Raw genomic sequence first — 21,450 nt, 5'->3', positions numbered from 1 at the left:
GTCATACCGCCGCGGTATCTCTAGATCCCGCTAACAAGCAGCGGGATGACGAATTACTTAACCGTCATACCACCGCGAACCGTCATACCTACCCCTACAACAACATTGCAAGCATTGATTTTTCTCCATATGAAAAGAGTCTGGAAGCTCTTTTACTCTAAACACAATGTTTACATCCTCAAAATTAATCTCAATTCGCTTAACTAACGTTCTAATAATATCACGTTTAGTTAGCCAGTCTGCATTATTAAGACTTGAGTTAATACTAGAGGAAAACCCCTCTAAATTTGTTACTACTAGAGTTAACTCTTGTGTGAGTTTTTTCTGATCAAATATCTTTTTCTTTTGTTCTTCAACCATTTTTAAGTTTTGTTTCATTGCTTTAATTCTTGGCTCAAATTCTTCTTGATCAATATATTCTTGAGCATAACTATCAATTAACCTTGCAATACCTCGTTTTAACTTATCTTCTTGTATTTCAAGCAAAGCACTTTTTTGATCTAGTGGTGATTTTTTAAGTTCTGAAAGTCTACGTTTATACTCCTCTAATATTCTATTTGGATTTTTTAATAGATGTTTTACCTCTTCCCACACAGCCATGTCTAATGTATCTGTACGAATTAATTTGTTGTTACACATTTTATTACCGCCAAAACGGTATGAATCCGTGCCAACACAACGATAATATACCTGATTATTAGTTTTTTCCCCCTCCTTATTCCTTGCAGTGCTAGTACCATAATATGCATAATTGCAAAGCTTACATACTACTAAACCTTGCAATAAATGTCTTGCTCCTCTTTGTCTTGTTCTTGCTATTTTTCTATTCTCAGCTAATTGTTCTTGAACGATTTCAAATAAATCTTCGCTTACTATACTAGGTACTTTAATATAAATCCAATCCTCTTTTGGAACAGGATAAGTAGAATAATTATCTTTTGGATGCTCGCAGGAGTTTTTTTTCGGTCTTATATGTTTTAGTTTGACACCAAACCTTGTTTTACCAAAAGCTGCTTGTCCTTTATAAGCAGAGTTTTTTAACATACTCAAAACTACAGCCCTATCCCAATACTCTTTTCCAGTTCTCGTCATAATGGACATAGCACTTAGCCTACGACATACTTCTCCTATACTGGCTCTTTCTCTTCCTACCCAAGAAAATACTTTACGAACAACTTCAGCTTCTTCTTCATAAATCTCAAATAAGGCCTGTCCTGTTTCTGTATTTTTGTTTATATAACGATAGCCATAAGGAGCAGCACTCATTACACTTATACAACCCTTATTTGCTGCATAAATCTTTCCTCGACGACTTCGTTCCATGATTTTTGCACGTTCGTATTCTGCTATCATACCTTGCATTTGTAATAGTAATTGAGATTCTGGATTATCGCTAATTTGATGATTTAAAAAAATGACTTCCACTCCTAATTTCTTAAACTCTTCAAGTAATATCATCTGATATGCATACTTACGAGATAAACGATCAGGAGAATGAATATAAACCTTATCAATGTTACCTTCTGCTATTTTATCACGTAATTTTTCCAAACCAGGACGGATTATGTTAGAACCACTATAACCATTATCAATAAATTTATATTCATTTAATAATTTATGTCCATCCATACTAATTTGATTCTCTATAGTAGCAATTTGGCTTGCTATTGTATCTTCTTGTGCTTGCTTCCCTGAAGAAACTCTTGCATATAAACTAACTGTTACCATTTTACCGTCCTCAAATCTACTTTCTTATATTCAGAGTTTTCTTCCTTTTTGCTCGCTTTTATTGGTTTACTTAACACTAATTTTTCATATGCATCTAATAGATACAACTCTGCTAATCGATTTACTTCATAACTACAACTAATACGAACTATTAATTTCTTGTTGCCCATGAGCTCTACCATATATTATCCATCGAGACATATGGTTATTTGATCATTAGCTCTATAAATAAATTCAACTCTCCGTTCTTTTTGTAGAAGCTTTCGGGAAATAGTCTTCTCAAGTTTCAGGTTTATTGCAATATTGTTGGCGGAGTCCCTACGTCATACCGCCGCGGTATCTCTAGATCCCGCTGCGGGATGACGATTGTGTATCGTGTTTTGCTAAAAATCACAGAATGCAGTCTGGTTACCTTAATTAGAAGTTTAGCTTTAACTTTAAATGGACTACTCAACCGTGACAGACTTAGCTAAATTTCTTGGACAATCTGCATCTAACCCTTTTTTTGCTGCAGTAAAGTAAGCAAGGAATTGCATAGCAACACTGTAGATGATTGGAGAGATAAAATTATCAGTGTCTGGAAGTTGCACCACATCTGCGCAAACTCCCCTTAGGAATGGCGCTCCTTGTTTATCACTGAAGGCAATTACTTTGCCTTTTCTTGCAATAATCTCTTGTATATTAGATAGCGTTTTAAAGAATAAATCATCATAAGGGATAATTGCTATAACAAGCACAGTAGAGTCTATTAAAGCAATAGAACCATGCTTCATTTCTCCCGCTGCAATACCAGTTGTATTGATATATGAAAGCTCTTTTATTTTCAATGCGCCTTCCATTGCAACTCCGTATGAACTTCCTCTGCCGATTAAAATAACGTTATTGTGTTCTAATATACTGCCCGATATATGTTGTATTTTCATCACATTCAAAACGTGCTCAACATACTCGGGAATAGAGTTAATAGCGTTGCTTAGCTGTTTTATTCTCTCTCCACCCAGTACACCTTTTATTTTTCCAAGCTCCACGGCAAAGCATGCTAAAGTTGCAAGTTGCGCAGAAAAGGTTTTTGTTGAAGCAACACCAATTTCTGGCCCAGCAAGAGTATGTAACACAATATCTGAGATCTTTTCAATGCTGCTGCTAAATGTATTAGTTATACTAATGATTGTTTGCTTCTGTGATTTTGCATAACGCAGCGCTTCTATGGTATCTGCAGTTTCACCAGATTGAGAGATGAATAACCCAATACTGTCTTCTTCCAGCTTGACGTTGCTATACCTAAATTCTGATGAGATTTCTAGATATACTCGAACTTGAGCAATACTTTCCAGCCAATACTTTGCTATTAGTCCAGCAAAATAAGATGACCCGCATCCAACTATAGTAATGTGATTCAGTTCAGAGAATAATTTTTTGTTGACCTCTTTATATTGCTTGTAAAATTGGTTTATTGTTTTGTTTAATGCACAAGGTTGCTCAAAAATCTCTTTTAACATGAAGCTAGGGTAACCATTTTTGCTAATTAGAAAATCACTTGGACTACTATTTTCTATACTGCGTTTAACTTGTGTACCATTGTTGTATATACTAACTCCACTAGATTTTATCACTGCAATGTCATCATCTTCCAAATGCGATATTCTTTCCACAAATGCACTTAAAGCATTAGAGTCAGATGCAGCAAACACTGTGTTACAGTTATAGCCTATTGCTAAAGGCAAATTTCTCTTCGCAACAAATAAGGCGTCTGGATATTCTGCAAATAATAAGACCAAGGCAAATGAGCCATGTAAGTTGTTTAAACACTTAAATAGAGAATCAATTGGCGACAATCCTTCATCAAGATATAAGGTTAGCATGTTTGGTATGATCTCTGTGTCAGTGTCAGTATGGAATGACATGCCCCTTTCTTCTAGACCCTTTTTTAGCAGATTGTAATTCTCAATTATGCCGTTATGAGCAACAACAACATTATTTGTACGAATGGGGTGAGCATTTTTAAGGCCTGGGACTCCATGTGTAGCCCAGCGAGTATGTGCTATACCAACTGTACTGTGAGACATCTTGCTGTCATCAACAACTTCACATAACCTTTCGACTTTACCTTCTGATTTTTTGACTTCTATCTTACCTTCGTTATTTATGATTGCTATACCTGAGGAATCATATCCCCTATATTCCAATTTTTGTAACCCAGTTAGTAAGGTTGGTATTACTGAATCACCGCTACTTACTACACCAAATATTCCGCACACAAATGGATCACCAAACAAACTTTTTTCTAAACATGTTAAGCATTTTTGCCTTTATTACTGGTTGATTTATATTCTTTTTATTATTCTTTCGATTTTACCTTTTTAATTGGTTTAGCTGCTACTTTTTGAGTTTCTTTGCTTAAAACCTCAGATATAGCGGACTTTAGAACTTTTATCTCAACTTTTGGTGCTATTTCTATTATAAATTGTGCATTTGCCTCATCAACTTTATTAACTTCACCTATTATTCCACCAGAAGTAATGACTGTATCACCACGTTTTATTTGATCTATCATCTTTCTATGTTCTTTTAGTTTTTTTTGTTGCGGGCGAATAATGAGAAAATAAAATACCACAAATATTAAAATCAATGGAGTAAAACTAGCAAAAGATGCGCCGATACTTAATGTATTGCTAGTTGCATCTGCTGCAAAAACTTCAGAAATGAGCATATTTAATCCTAATTGTTAATGATAAAAACAAACCTATTTAAGTATTAATTACAATACCATGCCATGTCAAGTTTGGTGAAGGCGTTTCTCAATACCGGCAATAATACTGCGAATTCTAAGTTATGCTAAAACTAATATGGCGGGAGTGATGAGACTTGAACTCACGACCTCATGCGTGACAGGCATGCGCTCTAACCAACTGAGCTACACCCCCCTAATTTCTTTTTAGCGTTTTCGGGCTTCAACTTTAAAGCTAATAAACATGTTGCCCTTTGTCAATATTTTTTGTTTGCGCTTTGCTGTCTTTTCTATTACTATGTAAATAATTTAATTTCACACATGGCTTGTACAAGTAGTCCCATTAGGGTTATGCCATGGAAGATAAACTATTTGGAGGAATGATATATGACAAATTTGCCTAAAGTCACTGTGCGTGATTTAGCTGAATCTGGTGTACATTTTGGTCACAAAATTAGTCGCTGGAACGCAAAAATGGCTCCATACATATATGGAGTGCATCAAGAAAATCGTATACATATAATTGATTTGCGAAAAACACTACCATTGCTACAGGTGGCCATGAAGGCTTTATATGACGTTGCATTTCAAGGTGGTCGCATTCTATTTGTTGGTACAAAGTTTCAAGCTTTTGATATTATTGCAAGTGAAGCGATTCGTTGTGGTCAATATTATGTGAATCATCGTTGGCTTGGTGGTATGCTTACTAATTGGGGCACTGTTTCTTCTTCGATAAAAACCTTGATGCAATATGAGAAAATATTAAATGACGAGGATAGCATTTTAACAAAGAAAGAATTGGGAAACATTGAAAAGAAAAAGCAAAAGCTTGATAAGGCGCTTGGCGGTATTAGAGAAATGGGAGCAATTCCTGATATCTTATTCATCATTGATACTAATAAAGAGCATATAGCGGTTAAGGAGGCTAAGAAGTTAGGAATTCCAATAGTTGCAATACTTGATACTAATTCTGATCCAGATGGTATTACTTATCTAATACCTGGAAATGATGACTCAAGAAAATCAATAGAGCTCTATTGTAAATTAGCTACCGACTCTATATTAGCTGGAATAGAGTCTAGTCTAGCAAAATCTGGAGTTAAGATTGATGATATAAGGGGTGATGAGTTTATTCAAGAAAAAGAAGATGGTATTGTGCAAACTAAAAGGAGACGTAGTAAAGTTTACAAAGAAGAAGAAAGGGAGGTAGTAACAAATGAAGATGAATCCAGATGATATAAGAGAATTACGTGATAGAACAGGGCTTGGCTTAAGTGACTGTAAAAAAGCATTAGAAGAATGTGATGGTGACATTAAGAAAGCCGTTGATAAGTTACGTACAATAGGTCTTGCTAAAGCTGACAAAAAATCTGATAGAGTAGCTTCAGATGGGCTCGTTGCTATGTGTTTGACTGAAAATTGTGGTGTATTGATTGAACTCAATTGCGAAACCGATTTTGTCGCAAGGAATGAGAAATTTATAGAGTTAGTTTTAAATTTAGCATCAATTGCTCATCAAGAACGCTGTACTAGCGTTGATGAGTTAAAAAATGCCAAGTATGAAAGCATTGGCACAGTGCAGGAAGCTATTATGAATGGTACGTCAGTTCTTGGTGAGAAGCTAGAGTTAAGCAAGCTTTGTTACTTAGAAGCTAAGGATGGAGTTATTGCTGGCTACGTACATGGTGATGTGTGTGGCTTAGGTAAGATTGGTGCTTTAATTGCATTGCAATCATCTGGTGATAAGGCGAAGCTACAAGAGATTGGGAAACAAATAGCTATGCATGTAGTTGCTATGAAGCCTGAAGCTTTGTCTATAGATGATTTAGATCAAATGAAGTTGAACAACGAACGTTCTATAATTGAAGAGCAAGTGAGGAGCTTAAATAAACCTGAAGAAGTAGCAAAAAAAATAGTAGATGGACGAATGGCTAAGTACTATGAAGAAGTTGTTTTACTGGAGCAAAAATTTATAAAGGATGATAAGATGAAGATTTCTGATTTTATAAAATCAAGCGAGTTGAGTGCTGTTAAACTCTCTAATTACAAGTTACTTGTTTTGGGTGATGCAGATTAAATAGCAAAAAATGTTTATTTCAACAAATGAAAAAAGCGAAATAAAATATTCCAGGGTGTTATTTAAAATCTCTGGTGAGGCTTTGATGGGATCAAAGCAATTTGGTCACGATGTGGAGACTATAGGTGAGTTATCTAAAGGCATAGTTGAAGTTTGTAATCTTGGAGTTCAGGTATGTATTGTTGTTGGTGGTGGTAATATCTTTCGTGGCACATCTGCGTCTTTAAGTGGTTGTGAAAGAGCAAGCAGTGATTATATTGGAATGCTTGCAACTATAATCAATGCTTTAATTTTACAAAACTTTTTAGAAAAAAATTTAGTAGCTTCTAGGGTATTATCTGCAATACCCATGGCCACTGTATGCGAACCTTACATCAGAAGAAAAGCTATTCGTCATTTAGAAAAAGGTAGAGTGGTAATTTTTGCAGCAGGCACAGGCAACCCATTTTTTACTACAGATACAGCTGCAGCCTTACGTGCTGTTGAAATGAATTGTGATGTTATTCTAAAGGGTACGCAAGTAAATGGTGTATACTCCGCTGATCCGAAAAAAAATGAGGATGCTGTAATGTATGATAGGCTTTCTTACACGGATTTATTGACTCGTGATTTAAAAGTTATGGATGCATCAGCAATTTCACTTGCTCGTGAGAATTCTATTCCAATTATAGTTTTTTCTTTGAAGGGAGAAAAAATAGTCAATATTATTAAGGGTCAAGGTACTTATACTATAGTTTCAGATTGTAAACAGTAGGTAATTTATGTTAAATGAAATAAAAGCTAAAACAAAAGAAAGAATGCTAAAAACTATTCAGTCCTTTCATGATGATATTAAAGGCGTACGCACTGGTAGAGCTAGTGCATCTTTGCTTGATGGTATAGTTGTAAACATCTATGGTGGGCATCAAAAGTTAAATCAAGTTGCAGGCGTTTCGGTTATAGATAACAAAACCCTATCAATTAAAGTTTGGGACATTAGTGTTCTAGGTGAAGTGAAAAACGCTATATTAAATGCTAACCTGAATTTAAATCCTGTTGTCGAGGGTAGCACCATACGTATAGCTCTTCCGGACTTGACACAAGAAACCCGTGAAAAATTAGTGAAATTATTGCATCAGTTTGCTGAAAATGCACGGATTGCCATTAGAAATATACGTAGAGATATTATGGAAGAAACAGAAAAAATGAAGGAAAATAAAGAAATCTCAGAAGATGATTTTCATGGTGCTAAAAAGGAAATACAAAATATTACTGATAATAATATAAAAAAAATTGATGGTGAATTGTCCATCAAAGAAAAGGATATACTGAATCACTAAATGATATGGAGAAAGCTTACATAGCAAATGATGTCATTCCAGTGCTTGACACTGGAATCCAGTCTTTACTATACAACTATCTGATGCACTTGTTTGAAATCAAATTTCCTGGATCCCAGTGTCGGAGCACTGGGATGACACCAATTTTGCATTCAAGTATCAACTATTGGTGTCACTACAGTAACTCTCTTCCTGTCATGCAAGTAGCTGACACCTTCCAGGTGTCCATTGAAATCCAAAAAATTTCACTCAAGTCAAAATTAGGTTAAATTTAAATGTTGAATCAAGAATCTTTACCGAAACATTTAGCAATTATTATGGATGGTAATGGTAGATGGGCAAACAATCAAGGAAGAGTAAAAATTGATGGTTATAAAAAGGGCAGTGAAGTTGCATACGATATTGCCAAGTATTGTACGGACCTAACCATACCCTACTTAACTTTGTATGCATTCTCTATGGAGAATTGGCTTAGACCCAAAAACGAAACTGACTGTCTATTTGATTTATTTTACTCCGTTTTAACTAATGAAGATAAAGTCAATTTCATTTGCAACTGTAACATTAAGTTGAATTTTATTGGCAATTTAAGTCTGTTATCCAGTAAAATATTGGATCAAATTAAAAAAGCAGAAGAAATGACACATAAGAACGATGGTTTATTACTCACTGTGGCAGTCAGTTACGGAGCAAAGCAAGAAATTACACAAGCTATAAGCAATATTATAAAAGAAAATATTGCTTATGTATCAGAAGAGGAATTTGAAAAGTTTCTATATACTAAAGATTTGCCAAAATTGGATTTATTAATTCGCACTGGTGGCGAAAAAAGGTTAAGCAACTTTTTATTATGGCAAGCAGCTTATGCTGAATTGTATTTTTGTGATACTTTGTGGCCTGATTTTTCTTGTCAAGATTTGAGCAAAGCATTAGAAGATTATACAAAAAGAGAGAAGAAATATGGTAGATAATAATTTTATAGTTAGAATATTGTCCTCAATAGTAATATTATTCATATTTTCTTTTGCTACATATTTCAGTGATTTATCGTTTTACCTATTGATTTTTTCGATAGCAGTTTTATCTTCTTTTGAATGGTATAATCTAACCCAGGGAAACAAAATTTTATACGTTTTTGCATTATTATTGATTGCACTACCAAGCGCCTCATTAATATATTTATATAATCTACCACAGGGAAAATACGCATTAGTATGGTTCGTCTTAACCATTTGGGGAATTGACGTTACTGCCTACCTGTTTGGCAAGAATTTTGGTGGAGCTAAAATTTGCCCAATTATTAGCCCTGGAAAAACTTGGGCAGGACTTCTTGGTGCGATTTTAGCTGGAGTAGTGTGCACAATTTTTGGATCAATATTTTTTGGTCTATTTTCAATTTTTTATTCTCCAATCATTGGCCTTGCAATTGCTATTCTAGCGCAACTTGGCGATTTCACTGAGTCGCTTGTTAAAAGAGCTTACGGTGTTAAAGATAGTGGAAATATGATACCTGGCCATGGGGGAGTGCTCGACCGTATGGACAGTTTCATTTTTACTGCCCCTCTTATTGCTATTTACATAAGCTAAGTCTGCAGAAGTGCCATTAGAGCTCATCCCTAGTCAGCTCCCCAACCGCTTCTACAGTGCAGTCATGGACAAACGTCTTTTCACAATAAGGGCAGGCTATTTCCTCTTCTTCTCCCATATCTAAATATATTAATGGATGGCCGGAACCCTCATCATTCTCGTCACCATGACAACAAACTTTTCTATTATTAACCCTCACTTTTGACATGCTGCTCCTTTAGCTTATAACATTTTATATATTGAATATACCCATTCAGAAATAAAAAACAACAAGCACTATTCTCCATTTTTTATCCTATTCAGGTTAATCAATTCGTTTTGAACACCTTTTGATACAAATTTGCTAACATCTTCTCCTAATCTTGCTATTTCCTTTACAAAGCTTGATGAGATAAATTGAGTATCTTCAGAAGCAGGAAGAAATATGGTTTCGATTTCAGGAAGAAGTTTATAATTTACCCAGCTCATTTGAAACTCGTAATCAAAATCCGATACTGCTCTTAATCCCCTAATAATAACAGAAGCATTCTGCTCTTTGGCAAACTTCACTAGCAACCCATTAAAAGATATAACATCTGCATCAATTCCTAGCCCTTTGATTTCATTTTCAGCCATGCTTGTGCGTAGCTTTGTGTCAAAGGCAGTATGCTTATTAACGTTTTCTGCAACTCCTATTATTAATTTATCGACTAGTTTACACGCTCTTTTGATTATGTCAAGATGCCCAAAAGTTATAGGGTCAAATGTGCCAGGGTAGATTCCTATTTTGTCATTAATGTTCATCCTTTATTTTTATAAACTACTTTAAAAACTTTTGATAGACATAATAACATTTTTTATCTAAAAATAAAAGTATACAGTTGGCCTGATAGCTCAGTTGGTAGAGCAAAGGACTGAAAATCCTTGTGTCGCTGGTTCGATTCCTGCTCAGGCCACCTTCTCTTTCTTGGCAAACTTGCCTTTTTGTTATAAAATACTCTATATCGTAATATAAATATTAGGGAGGCAAGTCATAGTATATAAATATTATAATAAACTATTTAATATCTTATTAATTATAGTTCTATTATTAAGCAATATTACTTATGCTGGCGTTAGTGAAAAACCGGCATCTCAACATGTAACCAGAAAAGAAGAACCAGCGTCAACTGTCTTGACGGCAGAAAATACAGTAAATAATGACATAGTTGTTGGTTTGTTGAAAACGGAAGAAGCACATGAGCTTGGGCTATCTCAAAATATCTACGAGATGTTTAATAACTTTGGAGTTAAAACCGTACTCATTGACTACAATAAAATAATTAACTTAAAAGAAATCCAAGAAAAGTCGCTTATCTTTGCAAAACAAGATGAAACATTGGCAAAGAAGCTAACATTAGACCGAATAAAAGTTGAAGTTGCAAAGTTTGTTAAAGAGCACAAAATAAATAGAATATTTATTCCGGATAATTTACACTCAGCACCCACTCCTTGTCGCCAGCTTGTTACTGAAGCAATTGTAAAAATAGTGGATGATAACCCTGTAATTCATTTGCTTGGCATATGTGAAGGCATAATGAATGCAAAGGGAATTGAAGTAGTGAGTGTTGTGAGTGATGAAGAGAAACGAAGATCTCATTTAAAATCAGCACCTAATCCACAGAAAGAGGATGTACCTCTCCAGCAGATAAAGATCGTTCCAAATAGTCGTTTAGCAGAAGTAGTAGCCAAATTCCTAATACCTAATGAAAATGGCTGGTTTTCAACATATTTTCCAGATGCTCATTCAGGAGCAGTAAGTAATACACCAGAAAATAGAAGAAAATTGGAGTCACTTGGATATAAAGTTGCAGCATTTTCCAGTGAGGGGGTAATAGAGGCTATTGAAGATAAGCATGGTAATGTTCACTTTCAAAGTCATCCAGAAGCCCTTGTTGTGAAGTCAGATAAAAACCTCTATTTATCAAATCACAAGGAACGTCAAGTGTCTACACTAGTTGCTATAGCGATTATGAATGATTTTCTTTATCGTGCTTAATGGCTATAGCTTTAGGCTTACCGACGATTTGATAAACGATAGATTTGTCATGTATCCGTTCAGGCAATGGCGTCAACTTAAGGAAAAATATCAGCGATAGTGTATAAAATTTCTCTCCAAATTTTTTATCATTAAATTATCCAAAGAGTGCAAGGGACAGCACTTTTGTTTCTATTTTATTGCAACAAAAAAGTTTAAAATGTGTCTTTTTTAGGTGAGGCATGCAAAAAGGAAAAGATCTTATCTTACAAATTAAAAATGCAATATACTCGAAAACTTTTCAGAAAATCCATTGTGTTGAGTTTTACACGAACAAGCTTTTTCGACAGTATTTTCTATGATTTTAAAGTTAGTTAAAAAAAGTTTGGGAATAGAATGTGAACTTATGGAGCCATTGACATGTACCCTCAAAGCAAGCTTTTTCTAAAGCAAGGTATAAGATTTGCCATACAGGCTTTCAAGAATTTAAGCATCCAAACAGCCTATCAGGATGAACCTGAGTTGGAGAGGCTATAGACTTATTGCAGCAGATGGTTCTGGTATGAGATTACCCAGCTCTGGGAAAATTGTATCCGAGTTTGAACCAAATGGAAACTGACCTTACCCAGAAAAAGTGGAGAGAAAGTTTGGAATGTTTTTCACAAAGAGAATGATGAATCAAAATGCTCAGGAATGCAATAGTTAATAGTGACGTTGTTTGTTATAAAAAATTTCTATGTATTCAAATATTGCAGTTCTAGTTTGTTGAGCAGAGTGTTGTGAAGTATCAATAAGTATTTCTCTTTTCAATGAGCTAAAGAAGCTTTCCACAACAGAATTGTCGTAACAACAACCTTTATGACTCATCTATGTTTTTTATGGATAAGAGATATTGATAACCTTGCGAAGTATATTGTGAACCTTGATCACTATGTAATAGTAGATTTTTGGCAGGTTTACGCTTGTTAACGGCCATTAATAAAGAGTCCATAACCAATTGTTTATTTATTGAACTGCTCATTAACTACCATGCGTGAATATAGATCGATTATTGTTGCCAAATATAGCCATCCTTCTTTGGTTTTTATATAAGTAATCCCATACTTTATTTGGTTGATCGACAATAAAGTTTTGGTCTAATATATTAGGAGCTACTGTCCGTTTGTTGTTTCTTAATTTTAAATTTTCTTCTCAATATAGCCTGAATACCATTTTTCTGCATAATACTTTGCACTGTTTTTAAGTTGCAACTTTTACCCAAAGCCTTTAATTCAGCATGAATTTTAGGAGCTCCATATCTACATTTAGAAGCTTGATATATTTTTTGAATATCTGCTAATAACTCTTTATTTGCTGATTCTCTACTGCTTATTTTCCTTGTAGTCCACTTATAGTAGCCACTAGCAGAAAATCCTACATAATTCCTGTACTTTATAGCAGTTACTATGCTCTTTTATAAAAAAATATTTTACTCTTTTTGACTGGCCAGGGCTTTTTTTAAAATGTCTCTTTCTCTTGTTACTTTTGCTAACTCTTTCTGTAAATCAAATCTCTCTTTGTCATAAGGTGCTACATCTGGAAATGCATTTGCCGCTGACTTTTTTTCGTTATATTTCTTCATCCATTTTCCTAATACACTATCCCTTATTCCTAGATCTCTTGCTACTTTTGCAACTGGTTGACCTACCTTTCTTTGTTCATTTGCCAGCTTAACAGCTTCCAATTTGAATTCTGCCGTATATTCTCTTACCATTTCTAATCCTCCAAAATTTTATTTTACCCGAAAAAACTCCTTTCTTTCTCTCCACTTTTTCTGGGTAAGGTCAGTATGGGAAAAGGTGAAAGATGTACTAAAAAACCCAGAGATGATAAAAAAGGAATACCAACGTAGAGTATTAGAAAATAAAAATGATGAATCATCAGAGAAAAAGTTTGCAAGAAGAGAAAATCAAATAAAAGAAGGTATCGAAAAATTAATGGAAGATTATTATAGTCAAGAAAATGCAGGAGAGAAAGGATATATAAGCGAGGAAGAATTTAAACAGACAATGAGAAAAATGAAAGAACGCTTACAAGGGATAGAAGAAGAGAAAAAAAAGGTAGTTGATCAGAAGGCAGTAGAAAAAGGAATAAGTCTTATTATAAATAGCATAAAGAATTTTTATTCTAGTGTAAAATCGAACCTGGAACAGCTAGATTGGCAAACTAAGCGCGGCATTATTAAAGCATTAATAGGACAAATTAACATTGGTTGTGATCAGGTAGAAGTAGGATTTCAGATCGAAGAACCAGCACAGGATGGGGGAATTCTTAATTTGTATCATTGTACTACACATCATAATAAGGGGGTTGGCAAAATGTGTCAAGCAAGTTTTTTCGTTTCTATAAATCTGGATTTCAGCGTTATGCGCTGGAATGACAACGTGAGGTAAATTTTTCAACATCCCAAAATTACAGAATTCAGTCTGTTTAATTAAGTGTGAACTGTTACACGAAAATTTTGTAAACAGATTAATATACCCTGTTTTTGCTATTCATCTAAAAATGGAACCATAGAGTACGTTGAGGAGCGTAAGCAAATTTTAATGCAAAAATTACTATCAAAAAATAGATTATGCAAGAGGTCTAATTATTCTGCCGCAATTTTGCTCTATCACACTTGCCACATTTAATATTCCAGCTTCATCATAATAATTTCCAATCACTTGCAAGGCAAGTGGTAAACCCTCATTGGAGAGCCCAACAGGAACAGAAATAGCAGGCAATCCTGCCAGACTTGCCGGCACAGTAAACACATCATTGATGCACATAATTAGCGGATCTGGCTTTTCATTTAAGCCAAAAGCTTCTGTTGGAGCAGATGGCACAAGTATGTAATCTATTTTTTCAAACGCTTTTATAAAATCATTTCTGATTAATGCCCTGATACACTGTGCTTTTTCGTAATATTCATTGTAATGACCTGAGGAAAGCGCATAAGCGCCAATTAAAATTCTTCTTTTCACCTCTTTACCGAAACCTTCTGCTCTTGTTAGTGAATACATTTCTTCAAGGGTATCAGCATCAACCCTGAACCCATAACGCACACCGTCATAACGAGCAAGATTGGATGAAGTTTCAGCAGAACAAATTAAATAATAGACTGGTATTGCATATTTAGTATGTGGCAGAGTAACGTCAACAACTTCAGCGCCATTTTCTTTTAAATAGGAAGCAACTTTCTCCCAATTATGGACTATTTCCTCTGAAATTCCATCCATCCTATATTCTTTTGGTATACCAATACGCTTACCCTTGACATCACCATTTATAAAGCTAGAAAATTTAGGCACTGGCTTTTCGCTTGATATTGAATCTTTTGTATCATAGCCACAGATTGCTTCCAGCATTAATGCTGAATCAGAGACAGAACGAGTAATGACTCCTGCTTGATCTAGAGAACTCGCAAATGCAATCATACCAAAACGCGAGCATCTTCCATAAGTTGGCTTTATTCCAACCACTCCACAATAAGCTGCTGGTTGGCGCACAGATCCACCGGTGTCACTCCCTAGTGCTCCAGCGCATAAAAATCCAGCCACCGATGCTGCAGATCCACCAGATGATCCACCAGGAACAACTTTTTCCCCATCACTTTTTCTAATCCACACATTTTCGACAGGGCCAAAATAGCTGTTTGTGTTCGCAGAACCCATAGCAAATTCATCCATATTAAGCTTACCGAGCATGGCTGCTCCACTTTTTAAAAGCAAGTCAGACACCGTAGATTCGTAAGTCGGAACGAAATTTTCCAGCATTTTTGAGCATGCTGTTGTTTTTATTCCTTTTGTACAGAATAGATCTTTGATGCCAACTGGTACACCCATGAGCGGCGAGATTAAATCATCTTTTTGCCTAGAGAAATGTTCATCTGCAGCTTTAGCAGCTTTCATTGCTATCTCTGGGGTTTTTGTTATAAATGCATTTAATTTCTCATTTTCAACCGCACTGATGTGCGCCTCTACGAGTTCAACGGCAGAAAAACTCTTTTTTTTGAGCCCGTCATGCATTTGTGTAATACTTAACTTTCTTAGTTCATTCATCAATATTTAATTTTTAGCAAGACGTTAATTATAACATGGCACGATAAAAAATCCATACATTTATAGTTACAGCTAGAAATGTAGCTAAGGTAACTTAGATTCACCGACAATCGTCATCCCGCTACTTGTTAGCGGCTAAGAGATACCGCAGCGGTATGACGTAGAAGCTATACTTTTATACTCACCAACTCAGTATCCAATCCGGATTGTATCTTAAAAAGGTCAAAAGACTATAATAAGCAAAGGAGTGATACTGTGTCTGAGTGAAAATCGTTGAGATCCCACTGTCTGCTGCTTGCATAGCATTTATTTACAAAAAAATAGTCATGCAAGAGACTTTGCTTGGATATTTGATATAATTTAGGTCTATTAAAGCAAAAAATACTAACATGAATGAAGTGATAACATTTGGTTGTCGTCTAAATTTTTACGAGAGCGAGTTAATCAAAGAAGCATTAAAAAAAGCAAAGAGAGAAAATGTTGTTGTGGTGCATAGCTGTGCAGTGACAAACGAAGCAGAACGTCAGGTAAAGCAAAAGATACGTAAGATTTACAAAAATGATCCAAATAAAGAAATTATCGTAGTTGGTTGTGCTGTTCAGTTGGATCCAGAAGTTTACAGTAGCATTCCTGGTGTAAGTAAAGTGCTCGGTAATCAAGATAAGCTAAAAGCTGAAAATTACTTACTAAATGACGATAAAATCTTAGTCAGTGATAACCAAGTAGAACCTGTTCTAATTAATGGATTTGAAGATAAGTCAAGGGCATTTATTGAAATTCAAAATGGTTGTAATCATAGCTGCACATTTTGTTCAATTACTGAGGCAAGAGGGAATAATCGATCTGTGCCAATAAACAGTATTATAGAGCAAATCAGGATCTTTGTAGAAAATGGATATCAAGAAGTAGTGTTTACAGGGGTTGATATTACTGACTTTGGTACAGATTTGTTGGGTAAGCCATCACTTGGTTCAATGATTAGGAGAGTTTTAAAGGATATACCAGAGTTGAAGAGGCTAAGACTTTCCTCTATCGATGTTGCTGAAGTTGACGACGAATTAATGGATTTAATAGCTAATGAGTCAAGACTTATGCCTCATTTACATTTGAGTCTACAATCTGGTAATAATTTAATACTAAAGAGAATGAAGCGTCGTCACAACAGAGAACAAGTGATAGAATTTTGTCATAAAATGAAGAGCTTGAGGCCTAATATAGCATTTGGCGCTGATATTATTGCTGGATTTCCAACAGAAACTGATGAAATGTTTCAGGATACAGTTGATTTACTGAAAAAAACAAATATAGTTTACCTACATGCTTTTCCATATTCAGAGCGGAAAAATACACCTGCTGCACGAATGCCACAAGTACCAGAGAATGTGCGTAAAGAACGAGTAAAAAATTTAAGAGAAGTAAATAAAGAAATTATGAGCAGTTTTTGTCAATCCTTGATCAACACTAAGCAAAGTGTTCTGGTTGAGCAAAATAATGTCGGTAGAGCAGAAAATTTTGCATTAATAAAGCTTGAATCAAAAGCTCAAGCCAAGAGTATTGTGAAAGTTAATGTTAAAGGAGTGGAAAATAATTATCTAATTGGAAATATTTTTTCTTAATTTTTGTACATTGAAGAAATATACGATATAGTAATTATACTGTAAATGATAATTGTGAATTCATTTATGATAACTAGAATATCTATTACTTTATTTTTGATTTTCATTTCATGTGTCTATTTTTTTATTACTTATATTAGTAATGATACACACATTGAGCAAGTACAACCCTTAAAATTAAAAACAGACAATAATAAAAGTGTGATACGTTCTGAGGAGGTTACTGCAAAAGAAATACCAATAAAATATCAAGAACTTGAAAGTAGTCCACCTTCTGTTTTCCAAGTAGCTGATCAGAAAAATATGTGGTCACGTATTGCAGATCAAGCTGAGCCTACAAAAGAAAAATCAAAAAAACTTGATTTTTATGTTAGCGCTAACGGTGGTAAGGTATACCATGATAATTCAGAAATATTTGTAAAGGGTATACAAGAAATAGGAAAAAGAGTCCTAACTTTAGTTGAAAGTCATTATGGTTTTATAATAAAAAATATAGTGGCAGATGAAATTAAAAGTATACAGGAATTTGATGGTAAAATTGATTTCCAGTGGTTTAGCAGCATGTCTTTAGGTTACTATGCTGGAGAAAATGGTAAAATTGATTTTGAAGCCGCGTATTCTATAGCCAATATTGAAGATAGTAATTCTCCTCCGGTATTTGATAAATCAGCAAGTATATTTGCGTTTTTGTTAAACTTCTATTATAATCCCAGCGTTCAGGATACACAATTTGCTCCGTACATCGGTCTTGGTATAGGACCAACAGTTTTTAGATTAAAAAGGATTAATGGGTCACCCCAAAATTCAATGCCACTGAATGTTCCTTGGTTTGCTTATCAAATAAAACTTGGTGTTGATTATTCAATAATCCCAGAAATCAAAACCTTTCTCGGCTATCGTTACTTTAGCGTTCCGATACCTGTTGCAGATGACATATCTACTCACAATATTGAAGTTGGTTTGATATTTAATTTTTAGTGATAATTTAATATATATATAAATTCTTATCTTTTCTATCTAACAAACCAAATGTTGGTACGATTGTTGCTTTTAAAAAAATGACAGTTTCTACTGTTCTAATATTATTCGCTAGCCTTTTTGATTTCTGATGCAATAAGCTTTGCTTATCTTCTCTATGTTCTATAAGCCCGCCGATTACCATAATTTCACCGCTCTTAATTTTTAACATAGAGTTCATTTCTCTGATTTCAACAATTGGAATGTCGCTATTTAATTTCATTTTACTCTGCTGTGCGACGTACTCTATATCTGGATCTTTAGTGTAGCCGTTAATTCTTGATAAAGTTGGATGTATATCCATGAATATTTCACTAGTATCAATGTTAATGCTTGGGTGGATTATTAGCACAACACCTATTGGGACGCTATTCATCTTGGTAATTAAGGTCTGATTAGAGTTTCTAGTATCTTTTTGTATATCGGAGGTAAAATAAATATGGTTTTTAGTAAATGAAATCATCGCTTGCTGATTATTTATAGCATGTACTCTGGGGCTTGAAATTACAGTTGAAGTGCCAAATTTGTCTAAATTTTTTACTAAATCTCCTAGATCATTTGCACCAAAGTTCATTGCTAGGTTAATAATGGAGTTATCTTGATTTATTATAGACTTAGTTCCATCTTGTAAGTTATTTAAGTTCATACCAGAAAGGTATTTGTCATCTAGCACAACTTCAACTATTTTTGCCTCTATCATTACTTGAGAAGACGCTAACTTCTTAACCTTATTAATATATTCTTCAACAGCTTTGTGGATATCTTTTCTAGCATTCAAAATAATAACACCAGCTTCTCTGTTGGATGAAAGGAATTCGCCATCATCCACCCCGTTAACATCCATTATTGCATTCAAGCCTTTTTCTAATGAATTCCATAAGTCACTACTGTATTGAGACTTCATAACATTGTTATAGTCCCTATCAACGTTACTTCCATCACTGTTAGTAATATTGTTATTAATGACGAAACTGCTTTGAGCAGAATGTTGAATATTGATGAAGTCTACGTAATAATTTTGTGCGTATGGCAAGTCCTGCTCAATTCTAATTACACCATTACTTGTTGAGTAACGCAGTTTGGCGCTATTTGCTATACTCTGAATTACTTCGTTTATATCCTTATCTTTTAGCTTTAAAATAATATTACCTGATATTTTTGGGTCCATATCCAAGTTAACGTCAGAAAGTTTTCCTATCTCAATCAGCAAATCCTTTACTGATACTTCTTCACTAACATTAATAGAAATAAGCTGATTACTGATTGTGAGATCGGGAAACTCTATTGGTAAAGGCATAATTTCTGGTATTGCCGGTTCATTAATCTCCAAAGAGGTGTTATATTGTTGCAACGGATAATCGTGCTTATAATTGTCTATGTTAATAGGATATTGCTTGGTAGGTAGATGTGTGCAAGAAATAATGAAGAGGAGTATTAAGCATTTAAAAATAGCCATTAGAACAGCATACAAAATCTATACTAATAGATTTCTATAAAAATATTAAAAATGTATTTAATCTCATTTTCATCGAGCAGATATAGCTCTTTTTACAATAATCCGAACAGACCGTAATATGCTACTGGCCTGCTATAGCCATAAACACATATCTTATCGCATTCGGACTATTATAAGAAAGGCTATAATTGTCGTGTATTAGCTTTGGCTATGTATTTTTTGTATACTCTTCTTGTACTTAAATGTAGACCAGCATAGCCCTAATTTTTTTATATATTTTACTTCTTTCTCTGTATTTAATAATAGGCTTGAAAATAAATGGTAAGCCTATAATTGTTAAGCTTAGAGCTAGGGTTGAAAGTATACAACAGGCTTTGTGTTTACTATGTAGCTCTTTCAGGTAAAGCATCAAAAATCTACAAAATTTTTTGTAATTTTCTTCGATGTTTTTTTTGCTATGAGCCTTGCTAATGAACATATCTATTGCGGTATGACCGTTATTGCACTTAATGTTAAGGTCTGCACCTTTTTCTGTTAACAACTGAGCTATATCAAAATAATCCTTTTGAACAGCAAGATGTAGAGGTGCAAAACCTTGTTGCTCACAAATGTTCATATTGGCTCTAACTTCCAATAACATTTTCACAATTTGTGTATGGCCTTTTTTAACTGCGAGTAGCAAGGGAGTTCTGTTACATTTAGTAACAGCATTAACGTTTACCTTAAGCTTCAATAAGAGCTTAACTGTTTTAGTGTTACCATTATGGCTAGCTTTATGCAGCCTAGCGTTACCATTAAAATCTTGATCGTTTGCTTCTATTCCCTTTGAAACAAGAAATGTTACCATTTTTCTATTATTATGCTCAATAGCGCAATCTAACGCATCAAAACCATGGTTGTTTTTTGTGCAAAAAAACTCTTTAAGTTTAATTTTATCGTTACTTGCTTGCTGTTTTTTTGCAATAAGTTTTACTATTTGCATTTTGTTGTTATACGCTGCTAGGAAAAGCGTAGTGTTATTTTCTGCATCTTTGGCTTCTATATTTGCACCTTTCTTTATCAGATATTCTATAATTTCTGCTCTGCTGTCATAATGTGCGGTGCATTGATAAATGGTTAAAAACAAAGGAGTACGAAAATTGTTATCTTCACATTCGAGATTTGCTCCGCTATCAATTAAAATTTGAACACTTTTTTTAGAACCGTATAGTGAAGCTATATGAAGAGGAGTATAGCCCTCTTTGACATCTTTTTCATTAATTTTTGCGCCTTTTGTTATCAAAAAATCTATTAATTCCGTGTCATCTTGTAGTGCAGCAAGGTGCAGTGGAGTGAATCCATTTTTATCCTTGGAATTAATTGTCAGTTGGTTAACAAAAAGTTTAGCAACTTTCTTGTGTCCATGCATAATGGCGTAATGCAGAGGGTTTCTATTTTCGTTGTCTACGACATTGAAATCAGCTTCGTGCTCTAGTAATGACTTTACTCCAACTAAATCGCCTTCTTTTGTGAACTTATGCAAGAGAGTGATTCCTCTTGCATCTTTTGAGTTAATATCAAATCCATTTTCTACTAATTGGTTTATATCTTCCTCACGCGCCATATCACTTAAATCTCTAATTAAACTCTTTTCGCGTTAATAATACTCCTACTTGATTAAGTTTAAATGAATCTGTGAGAAATGGCTAGTGCATTCTTGCATAACAAACTTTTGGCAGCGCATTGGATGAAACGAAAAACTTACTTGACAAACTCCGCCAGCCCTCTTATCATGAAACTGAAGCTATTTATTTATCTTCGCAATCTCTGCAGTGGATTAATGACAAAAAACTTAATGTATTTGG

Annotated in this window: 24 protein-coding genes, 2 tRNA genes and 1 pseudogene; 13 read left to right on the top strand and 14 right to left on the bottom strand. The window is 34.4% G+C overall.

The window, feature by feature from the left end; genetic code table 11:
* Positions 1 to 57: 57 nt before the first annotated feature.
* From AAGD79_RS05100 to AAGD79_RS05080, 5 genes are all read right to left on the bottom strand, one after another.
* Positions 58 to 1,728 carry a recombinase family protein gene (locus AAGD79_RS05100; protein WP_341811227.1) on the bottom strand — a complete coding sequence of 557 codons (1,671 nt, stop codon included), beginning with the start codon at positions 1,726 to 1,728 and terminating at the stop codon, positions 58 to 60.
* Positions 1,722 to 1,898, bottom strand: coding sequence for a hypothetical protein (locus AAGD79_RS05095; protein WP_182319925.1), 177 nt, complete (start codon positions 1,896 to 1,898; stop codon positions 1,722 to 1,724). Before AAGD79_RS05095 ends, AAGD79_RS05100 begins: the two co-directional genes overlap by 7 nt.
* Positions 1,899 to 2,174: 276 nt before the next feature.
* On the bottom strand, positions 2,175 to 3,986 hold the full coding sequence (gene glmS / locus AAGD79_RS05090) for a glutamine--fructose-6-phosphate transaminase (isomerizing) (RefSeq protein WP_341811643.1): 1,812 nt from the start codon (positions 3,984 to 3,986) through the stop codon (positions 2,175 to 2,177).
* Positions 3,987 to 4,066: 80 nt separating this feature from the next.
* Positions 4,067 to 4,438: a preprotein translocase subunit YajC gene (gene yajC, locus AAGD79_RS05085; RefSeq protein WP_341811226.1), complete on the bottom strand. Its 372-nt coding sequence runs from the start codon at positions 4,436 to 4,438 to the stop codon at positions 4,067 to 4,069.
* A gap of 137 nt (positions 4,439 to 4,575) precedes the next feature.
* Positions 4,576 to 4,652, bottom strand: a tRNA-Asp gene (locus AAGD79_RS05080).
* A 191-nt stretch (positions 4,653 to 4,843) separates the two neighbouring features.
* On the opposite strand from AAGD79_RS05080, the gene rpsB reads away from it, so the two are divergent.
* Genes rpsB through AAGD79_RS05045 form a run of 7 tightly spaced genes read left to right on the top strand, consistent with a single transcriptional unit; the run spans position 4,844 to position 9,439 of the window.
* Complete coding sequence (gene rpsB, locus AAGD79_RS05075) at positions 4,844 to 5,692, top strand: 30S ribosomal protein S2 (RefSeq protein WP_010962661.1); 849 nt, start codon at positions 4,844 to 4,846, stop codon at positions 5,690 to 5,692.
* Complete coding sequence (gene tsf, locus AAGD79_RS05070) at positions 5,673 to 6,533, top strand: translation elongation factor Ts (protein ID WP_070356839.1); 861 nt, start codon at positions 5,673 to 5,675, stop codon at positions 6,531 to 6,533. Before rpsB ends, tsf begins: the two co-directional genes overlap by 20 nt.
* A 16-nt stretch (positions 6,534 to 6,549) precedes the next feature.
* Positions 6,550 to 7,287 carry a UMP kinase gene (pyrH, locus tag AAGD79_RS05065; RefSeq protein WP_410541946.1) on the top strand — a complete coding sequence of 246 codons (738 nt, stop codon included), beginning with the start codon at positions 6,550 to 6,552 and terminating at the stop codon, positions 7,285 to 7,287.
* A 7-nt stretch (positions 7,288 to 7,294) separates the two neighbouring features.
* A complete protein-coding gene (gene frr, locus AAGD79_RS05060; protein ID WP_341811224.1) occupies positions 7,295 to 7,852 on the top strand; it encodes a ribosome recycling factor in 558 nt (185 codons plus the stop codon).
* Positions 7,853 to 7,857: 5 nt separating this feature from the next.
* Entirely contained in the window at positions 7,858 to 8,121 is a 264-nt protein-coding gene (locus tag AAGD79_RS07020) for a hypothetical protein (protein ID WP_039964055.1), read from the top strand.
* Between the two features lie 6 nt (positions 8,122 to 8,127).
* Positions 8,128 to 8,823 carry a polyprenyl diphosphate synthase gene (uppS, locus tag AAGD79_RS05050; RefSeq protein ID WP_174515980.1) on the top strand — a complete coding sequence of 232 codons (696 nt, stop codon included), beginning with the start codon at positions 8,128 to 8,130 and terminating at the stop codon, positions 8,821 to 8,823.
* Entirely contained in the window at positions 8,813 to 9,439 is a 627-nt protein-coding gene (locus AAGD79_RS05045; protein ID WP_209472786.1) for a phosphatidate cytidylyltransferase, read from the top strand. Before uppS ends, AAGD79_RS05045 begins: the two co-directional genes overlap by 11 nt.
* A 16-nt stretch (positions 9,440 to 9,455) precedes the next feature.
* On the opposite strand, the gene AAGD79_RS05040 is transcribed toward AAGD79_RS05045, so the two are convergent.
* Both AAGD79_RS05040 and coaD read right to left on the bottom strand, forming a co-directional pair.
* A complete protein-coding gene (locus tag AAGD79_RS05040) occupies positions 9,456 to 9,647 on the bottom strand; it encodes a zinc-finger domain-containing protein (protein WP_006279326.1) in 192 nt (63 codons plus the stop codon).
* A gap of 68 nt (positions 9,648 to 9,715) precedes the next feature.
* On the bottom strand, positions 9,716 to 10,222 hold the full coding sequence (gene coaD, locus AAGD79_RS05035; RefSeq protein WP_006279325.1) for a pantetheine-phosphate adenylyltransferase: 507 nt from the start codon (positions 10,220 to 10,222) through the stop codon (positions 9,716 to 9,718).
* Between the two features lie 79 nt (positions 10,223 to 10,301).
* Here coaD and AAGD79_RS05030 point away from each other — a divergent pair.
* From AAGD79_RS05030 to AAGD79_RS05020, 3 genes and pseudogenes are all read left to right on the top strand, one after another.
* Positions 10,302 to 10,374, top strand: a tRNA-Phe gene (locus AAGD79_RS05030).
* A gap of 218 nt (positions 10,375 to 10,592) precedes the next feature.
* On the top strand, positions 10,593 to 11,456 hold the full coding sequence (locus AAGD79_RS05025) for a gamma-glutamyl-gamma-aminobutyrate hydrolase family protein (protein WP_082246099.1): 864 nt from the start codon (positions 10,593 to 10,595) through the stop codon (positions 11,454 to 11,456).
* A 221-nt stretch (positions 11,457 to 11,677) separates the two neighbouring features.
* Positions 11,678 to 12,048: pseudogene (locus AAGD79_RS05020) on the top strand (IS4 family transposase); the annotation flags it as partial.
* A gap of 89 nt (positions 12,049 to 12,137) precedes the next feature.
* On the opposite strand, the gene AAGD79_RS05015 reads toward AAGD79_RS05020, so the two are convergent.
* The 4 genes from AAGD79_RS05015 to AAGD79_RS05010 all read right to left on the bottom strand — a co-directional run bounded on the left by AAGD79_RS05015 (position 12,138) and on the right by AAGD79_RS05010 (position 13,188).
* Positions 12,138 to 12,302, bottom strand: coding sequence for an IS3 family transposase (locus AAGD79_RS05015; protein ID WP_080717614.1), 165 nt, complete (start codon positions 12,300 to 12,302; stop codon positions 12,138 to 12,140).
* On the bottom strand, positions 12,292 to 12,411 hold the full coding sequence (locus AAGD79_RS07015) for a hypothetical protein (RefSeq protein ID WP_394356550.1): 120 nt from the start codon (positions 12,409 to 12,411) through the stop codon (positions 12,292 to 12,294). Before AAGD79_RS07015 ends, AAGD79_RS05015 begins: the two co-directional genes overlap by 11 nt.
* Before the next feature lie 168 nt (positions 12,412 to 12,579).
* Positions 12,580 to 12,756, bottom strand: coding sequence for an IS3 family transposase (locus AAGD79_RS07010; protein WP_410541945.1), 177 nt, complete (start codon positions 12,754 to 12,756; stop codon positions 12,580 to 12,582).
* Positions 12,757 to 12,903: 147 nt separating this feature from the next.
* The gene (locus AAGD79_RS05010) at positions 12,904 to 13,188 is read right to left on the bottom strand and encodes a transposase (RefSeq protein WP_041573518.1); all 285 of its coding nucleotides are present in this window, start codon (positions 13,186 to 13,188) and stop codon (positions 12,904 to 12,906) included.
* Positions 13,189 to 13,273: 85 nt separating this feature from the next.
* Between AAGD79_RS05010 and AAGD79_RS05005 the strand changes: the two genes are divergently transcribed.
* Complete coding sequence (locus AAGD79_RS05005) at positions 13,274 to 13,867, top strand: hypothetical protein (RefSeq protein ID WP_244226866.1); 594 nt, start codon at positions 13,274 to 13,276, stop codon at positions 13,865 to 13,867.
* A 180-nt stretch (positions 13,868 to 14,047) separates the two neighbouring features.
* Here AAGD79_RS05005 and gatA read toward each other — a convergent pair whose 3' ends face one another.
* Entirely contained in the window at positions 14,048 to 15,517 is a 1,470-nt protein-coding gene (gene gatA, locus AAGD79_RS05000; RefSeq protein WP_010962643.1) for an Asp-tRNA(Asn)/Glu-tRNA(Gln) amidotransferase subunit GatA, read from the bottom strand.
* 389 nt (positions 15,518 to 15,906) lie between these two features.
* Here gatA and mtaB point away from each other — a divergent pair, with 389 nt between their 5' ends.
* Positions 15,907 to 17,133, top strand: coding sequence for a tRNA (N(6)-L-threonylcarbamoyladenosine(37)-C(2))-methylthiotransferase MtaB (gene mtaB, locus AAGD79_RS04995; RefSeq protein ID WP_010082135.1), 1,227 nt, complete (start codon positions 15,907 to 15,909; stop codon positions 17,131 to 17,133).
* A gap of 66 nt (positions 17,134 to 17,199) precedes the next feature.
* On the top strand, positions 17,200 to 18,111 hold the full coding sequence (locus tag AAGD79_RS04990) for an outer membrane protein (protein WP_341811223.1): 912 nt from the start codon (positions 17,200 to 17,202) through the stop codon (positions 18,109 to 18,111).
* A 7-nt stretch (positions 18,112 to 18,118) separates the two neighbouring features.
* Here the strand turns inward: AAGD79_RS04990 and AAGD79_RS04985 are convergent, their stop codons facing one another.
* Positions 18,119 to 19,606: a secretion system protein gene (locus tag AAGD79_RS04985; protein WP_341811222.1), complete on the bottom strand. Its 1,488-nt coding sequence runs from the start codon at positions 19,604 to 19,606 to the stop codon at positions 18,119 to 18,121.
* 238 nt (positions 19,607 to 19,844) lie between these two features.
* Positions 19,845 to 21,209: an ankyrin repeat domain-containing protein gene (locus tag AAGD79_RS04980; RefSeq protein WP_341811221.1), complete on the bottom strand. Its 1,365-nt coding sequence runs from the start codon at positions 21,207 to 21,209 to the stop codon at positions 19,845 to 19,847.
* Between the last annotated feature and the right edge of the window lie 241 nt (positions 21,210 to 21,450).

Source organism: Wolbachia endosymbiont (group A) of Oxytorus armatus, from assembly GCF_964027005.1.
Taxonomy (GTDB): domain Bacteria; phylum Pseudomonadota; class Alphaproteobacteria; order Rickettsiales; family Anaplasmataceae; genus Wolbachia; species Wolbachia pipientis.
This window is presented reverse-complemented; position numbering and strand designations above follow the sequence as displayed.

Bases quoted from the DNA above. Each gene is read 5' to 3' on its own strand.
- AAGD79_RS04980 (WP_341811221.1), bottom strand. From the start codon at position 21,209: ATGGCGCGTGAGGAAGATATAAACCAATTAGTAGAAAATGGATTTGAT.
- AAGD79_RS04990 (WP_341811223.1), top strand. From the start codon at position 17,200: ATGATAACTAGAATATCTATTACTTTATTTTTGATTTTCATTTCATGT.
- tsf (WP_070356839.1), top strand. From the start codon at position 5,673: ATGAAGATGAATCCAGATGATATAAGAGAATTACGTGATAGAACAGGG.
- yajC (WP_341811226.1), bottom strand. From the start codon at position 4,438: ATGCTCATTTCTGAAGTTTTTGCAGCAGATGCAACTAGCAATACATTA.
- AAGD79_RS05095 (WP_182319925.1), bottom strand. From the start codon at position 1,898: ATGGGCAACAAGAAATTAATAGTTCGTATTAGTTGTAGTTATGAAGTA.
- coaD (WP_006279325.1), bottom strand. From the start codon at position 10,222: ATGAACATTAATGACAAAATAGGAATCTACCCTGGCACATTTGACCCT.
- AAGD79_RS05100 (WP_341811227.1), bottom strand. From the start codon at position 1,728: ATGGTAACAGTTAGTTTATATGCAAGAGTTTCTTCAGGGAAGCAAGCA.
- gatA (WP_010962643.1), bottom strand. From the start codon at position 15,517: ATGAATGAACTAAGAAAGTTAAGTATTACACAAATGCATGACGGGCTC.
- AAGD79_RS05045 (WP_209472786.1), top strand. From the start codon at position 8,813: ATGGTAGATAATAATTTTATAGTTAGAATATTGTCCTCAATAGTAATA.
- AAGD79_RS05010 (WP_041573518.1), bottom strand. From the start codon at position 13,188: ATGGTAAGAGAATATACGGCAGAATTCAAATTGGAAGCTGTTAAGCTG.
- AAGD79_RS07020 (WP_039964055.1), top strand. From the start codon at position 7,858: ATGGAGAAAGCTTACATAGCAAATGATGTCATTCCAGTGCTTGACACT.
- AAGD79_RS07015 (WP_394356550.1), bottom strand. From the start codon at position 12,411: ATGGCCGTTAACAAGCGTAAACCTGCCAAAAATCTACTATTACATAGT.
- frr (WP_341811224.1), top strand. From the start codon at position 7,295: ATGTTAAATGAAATAAAAGCTAAAACAAAAGAAAGAATGCTAAAAACT.
- AAGD79_RS05015 (WP_080717614.1), bottom strand. From the start codon at position 12,302: ATGAGTCATAAAGGTTGTTGTTACGACAATTCTGTTGTGGAAAGCTTC.
- rpsB (WP_010962661.1), top strand. From the start codon at position 4,844: ATGACAAATTTGCCTAAAGTCACTGTGCGTGATTTAGCTGAATCTGGT.
- uppS (WP_174515980.1), top strand. From the start codon at position 8,128: ATGTTGAATCAAGAATCTTTACCGAAACATTTAGCAATTATTATGGAT.
- AAGD79_RS04985 (WP_341811222.1), bottom strand. From the start codon at position 19,606: ATGGCTATTTTTAAATGCTTAATACTCCTCTTCATTATTTCTTGCACA.
- mtaB (WP_010082135.1), top strand. From the start codon at position 15,907: ATGAATGAAGTGATAACATTTGGTTGTCGTCTAAATTTTTACGAGAGC.
- AAGD79_RS05040 (WP_006279326.1), bottom strand. From the start codon at position 9,647: ATGTCAAAAGTGAGGGTTAATAATAGAAAAGTTTGTTGTCATGGTGAC.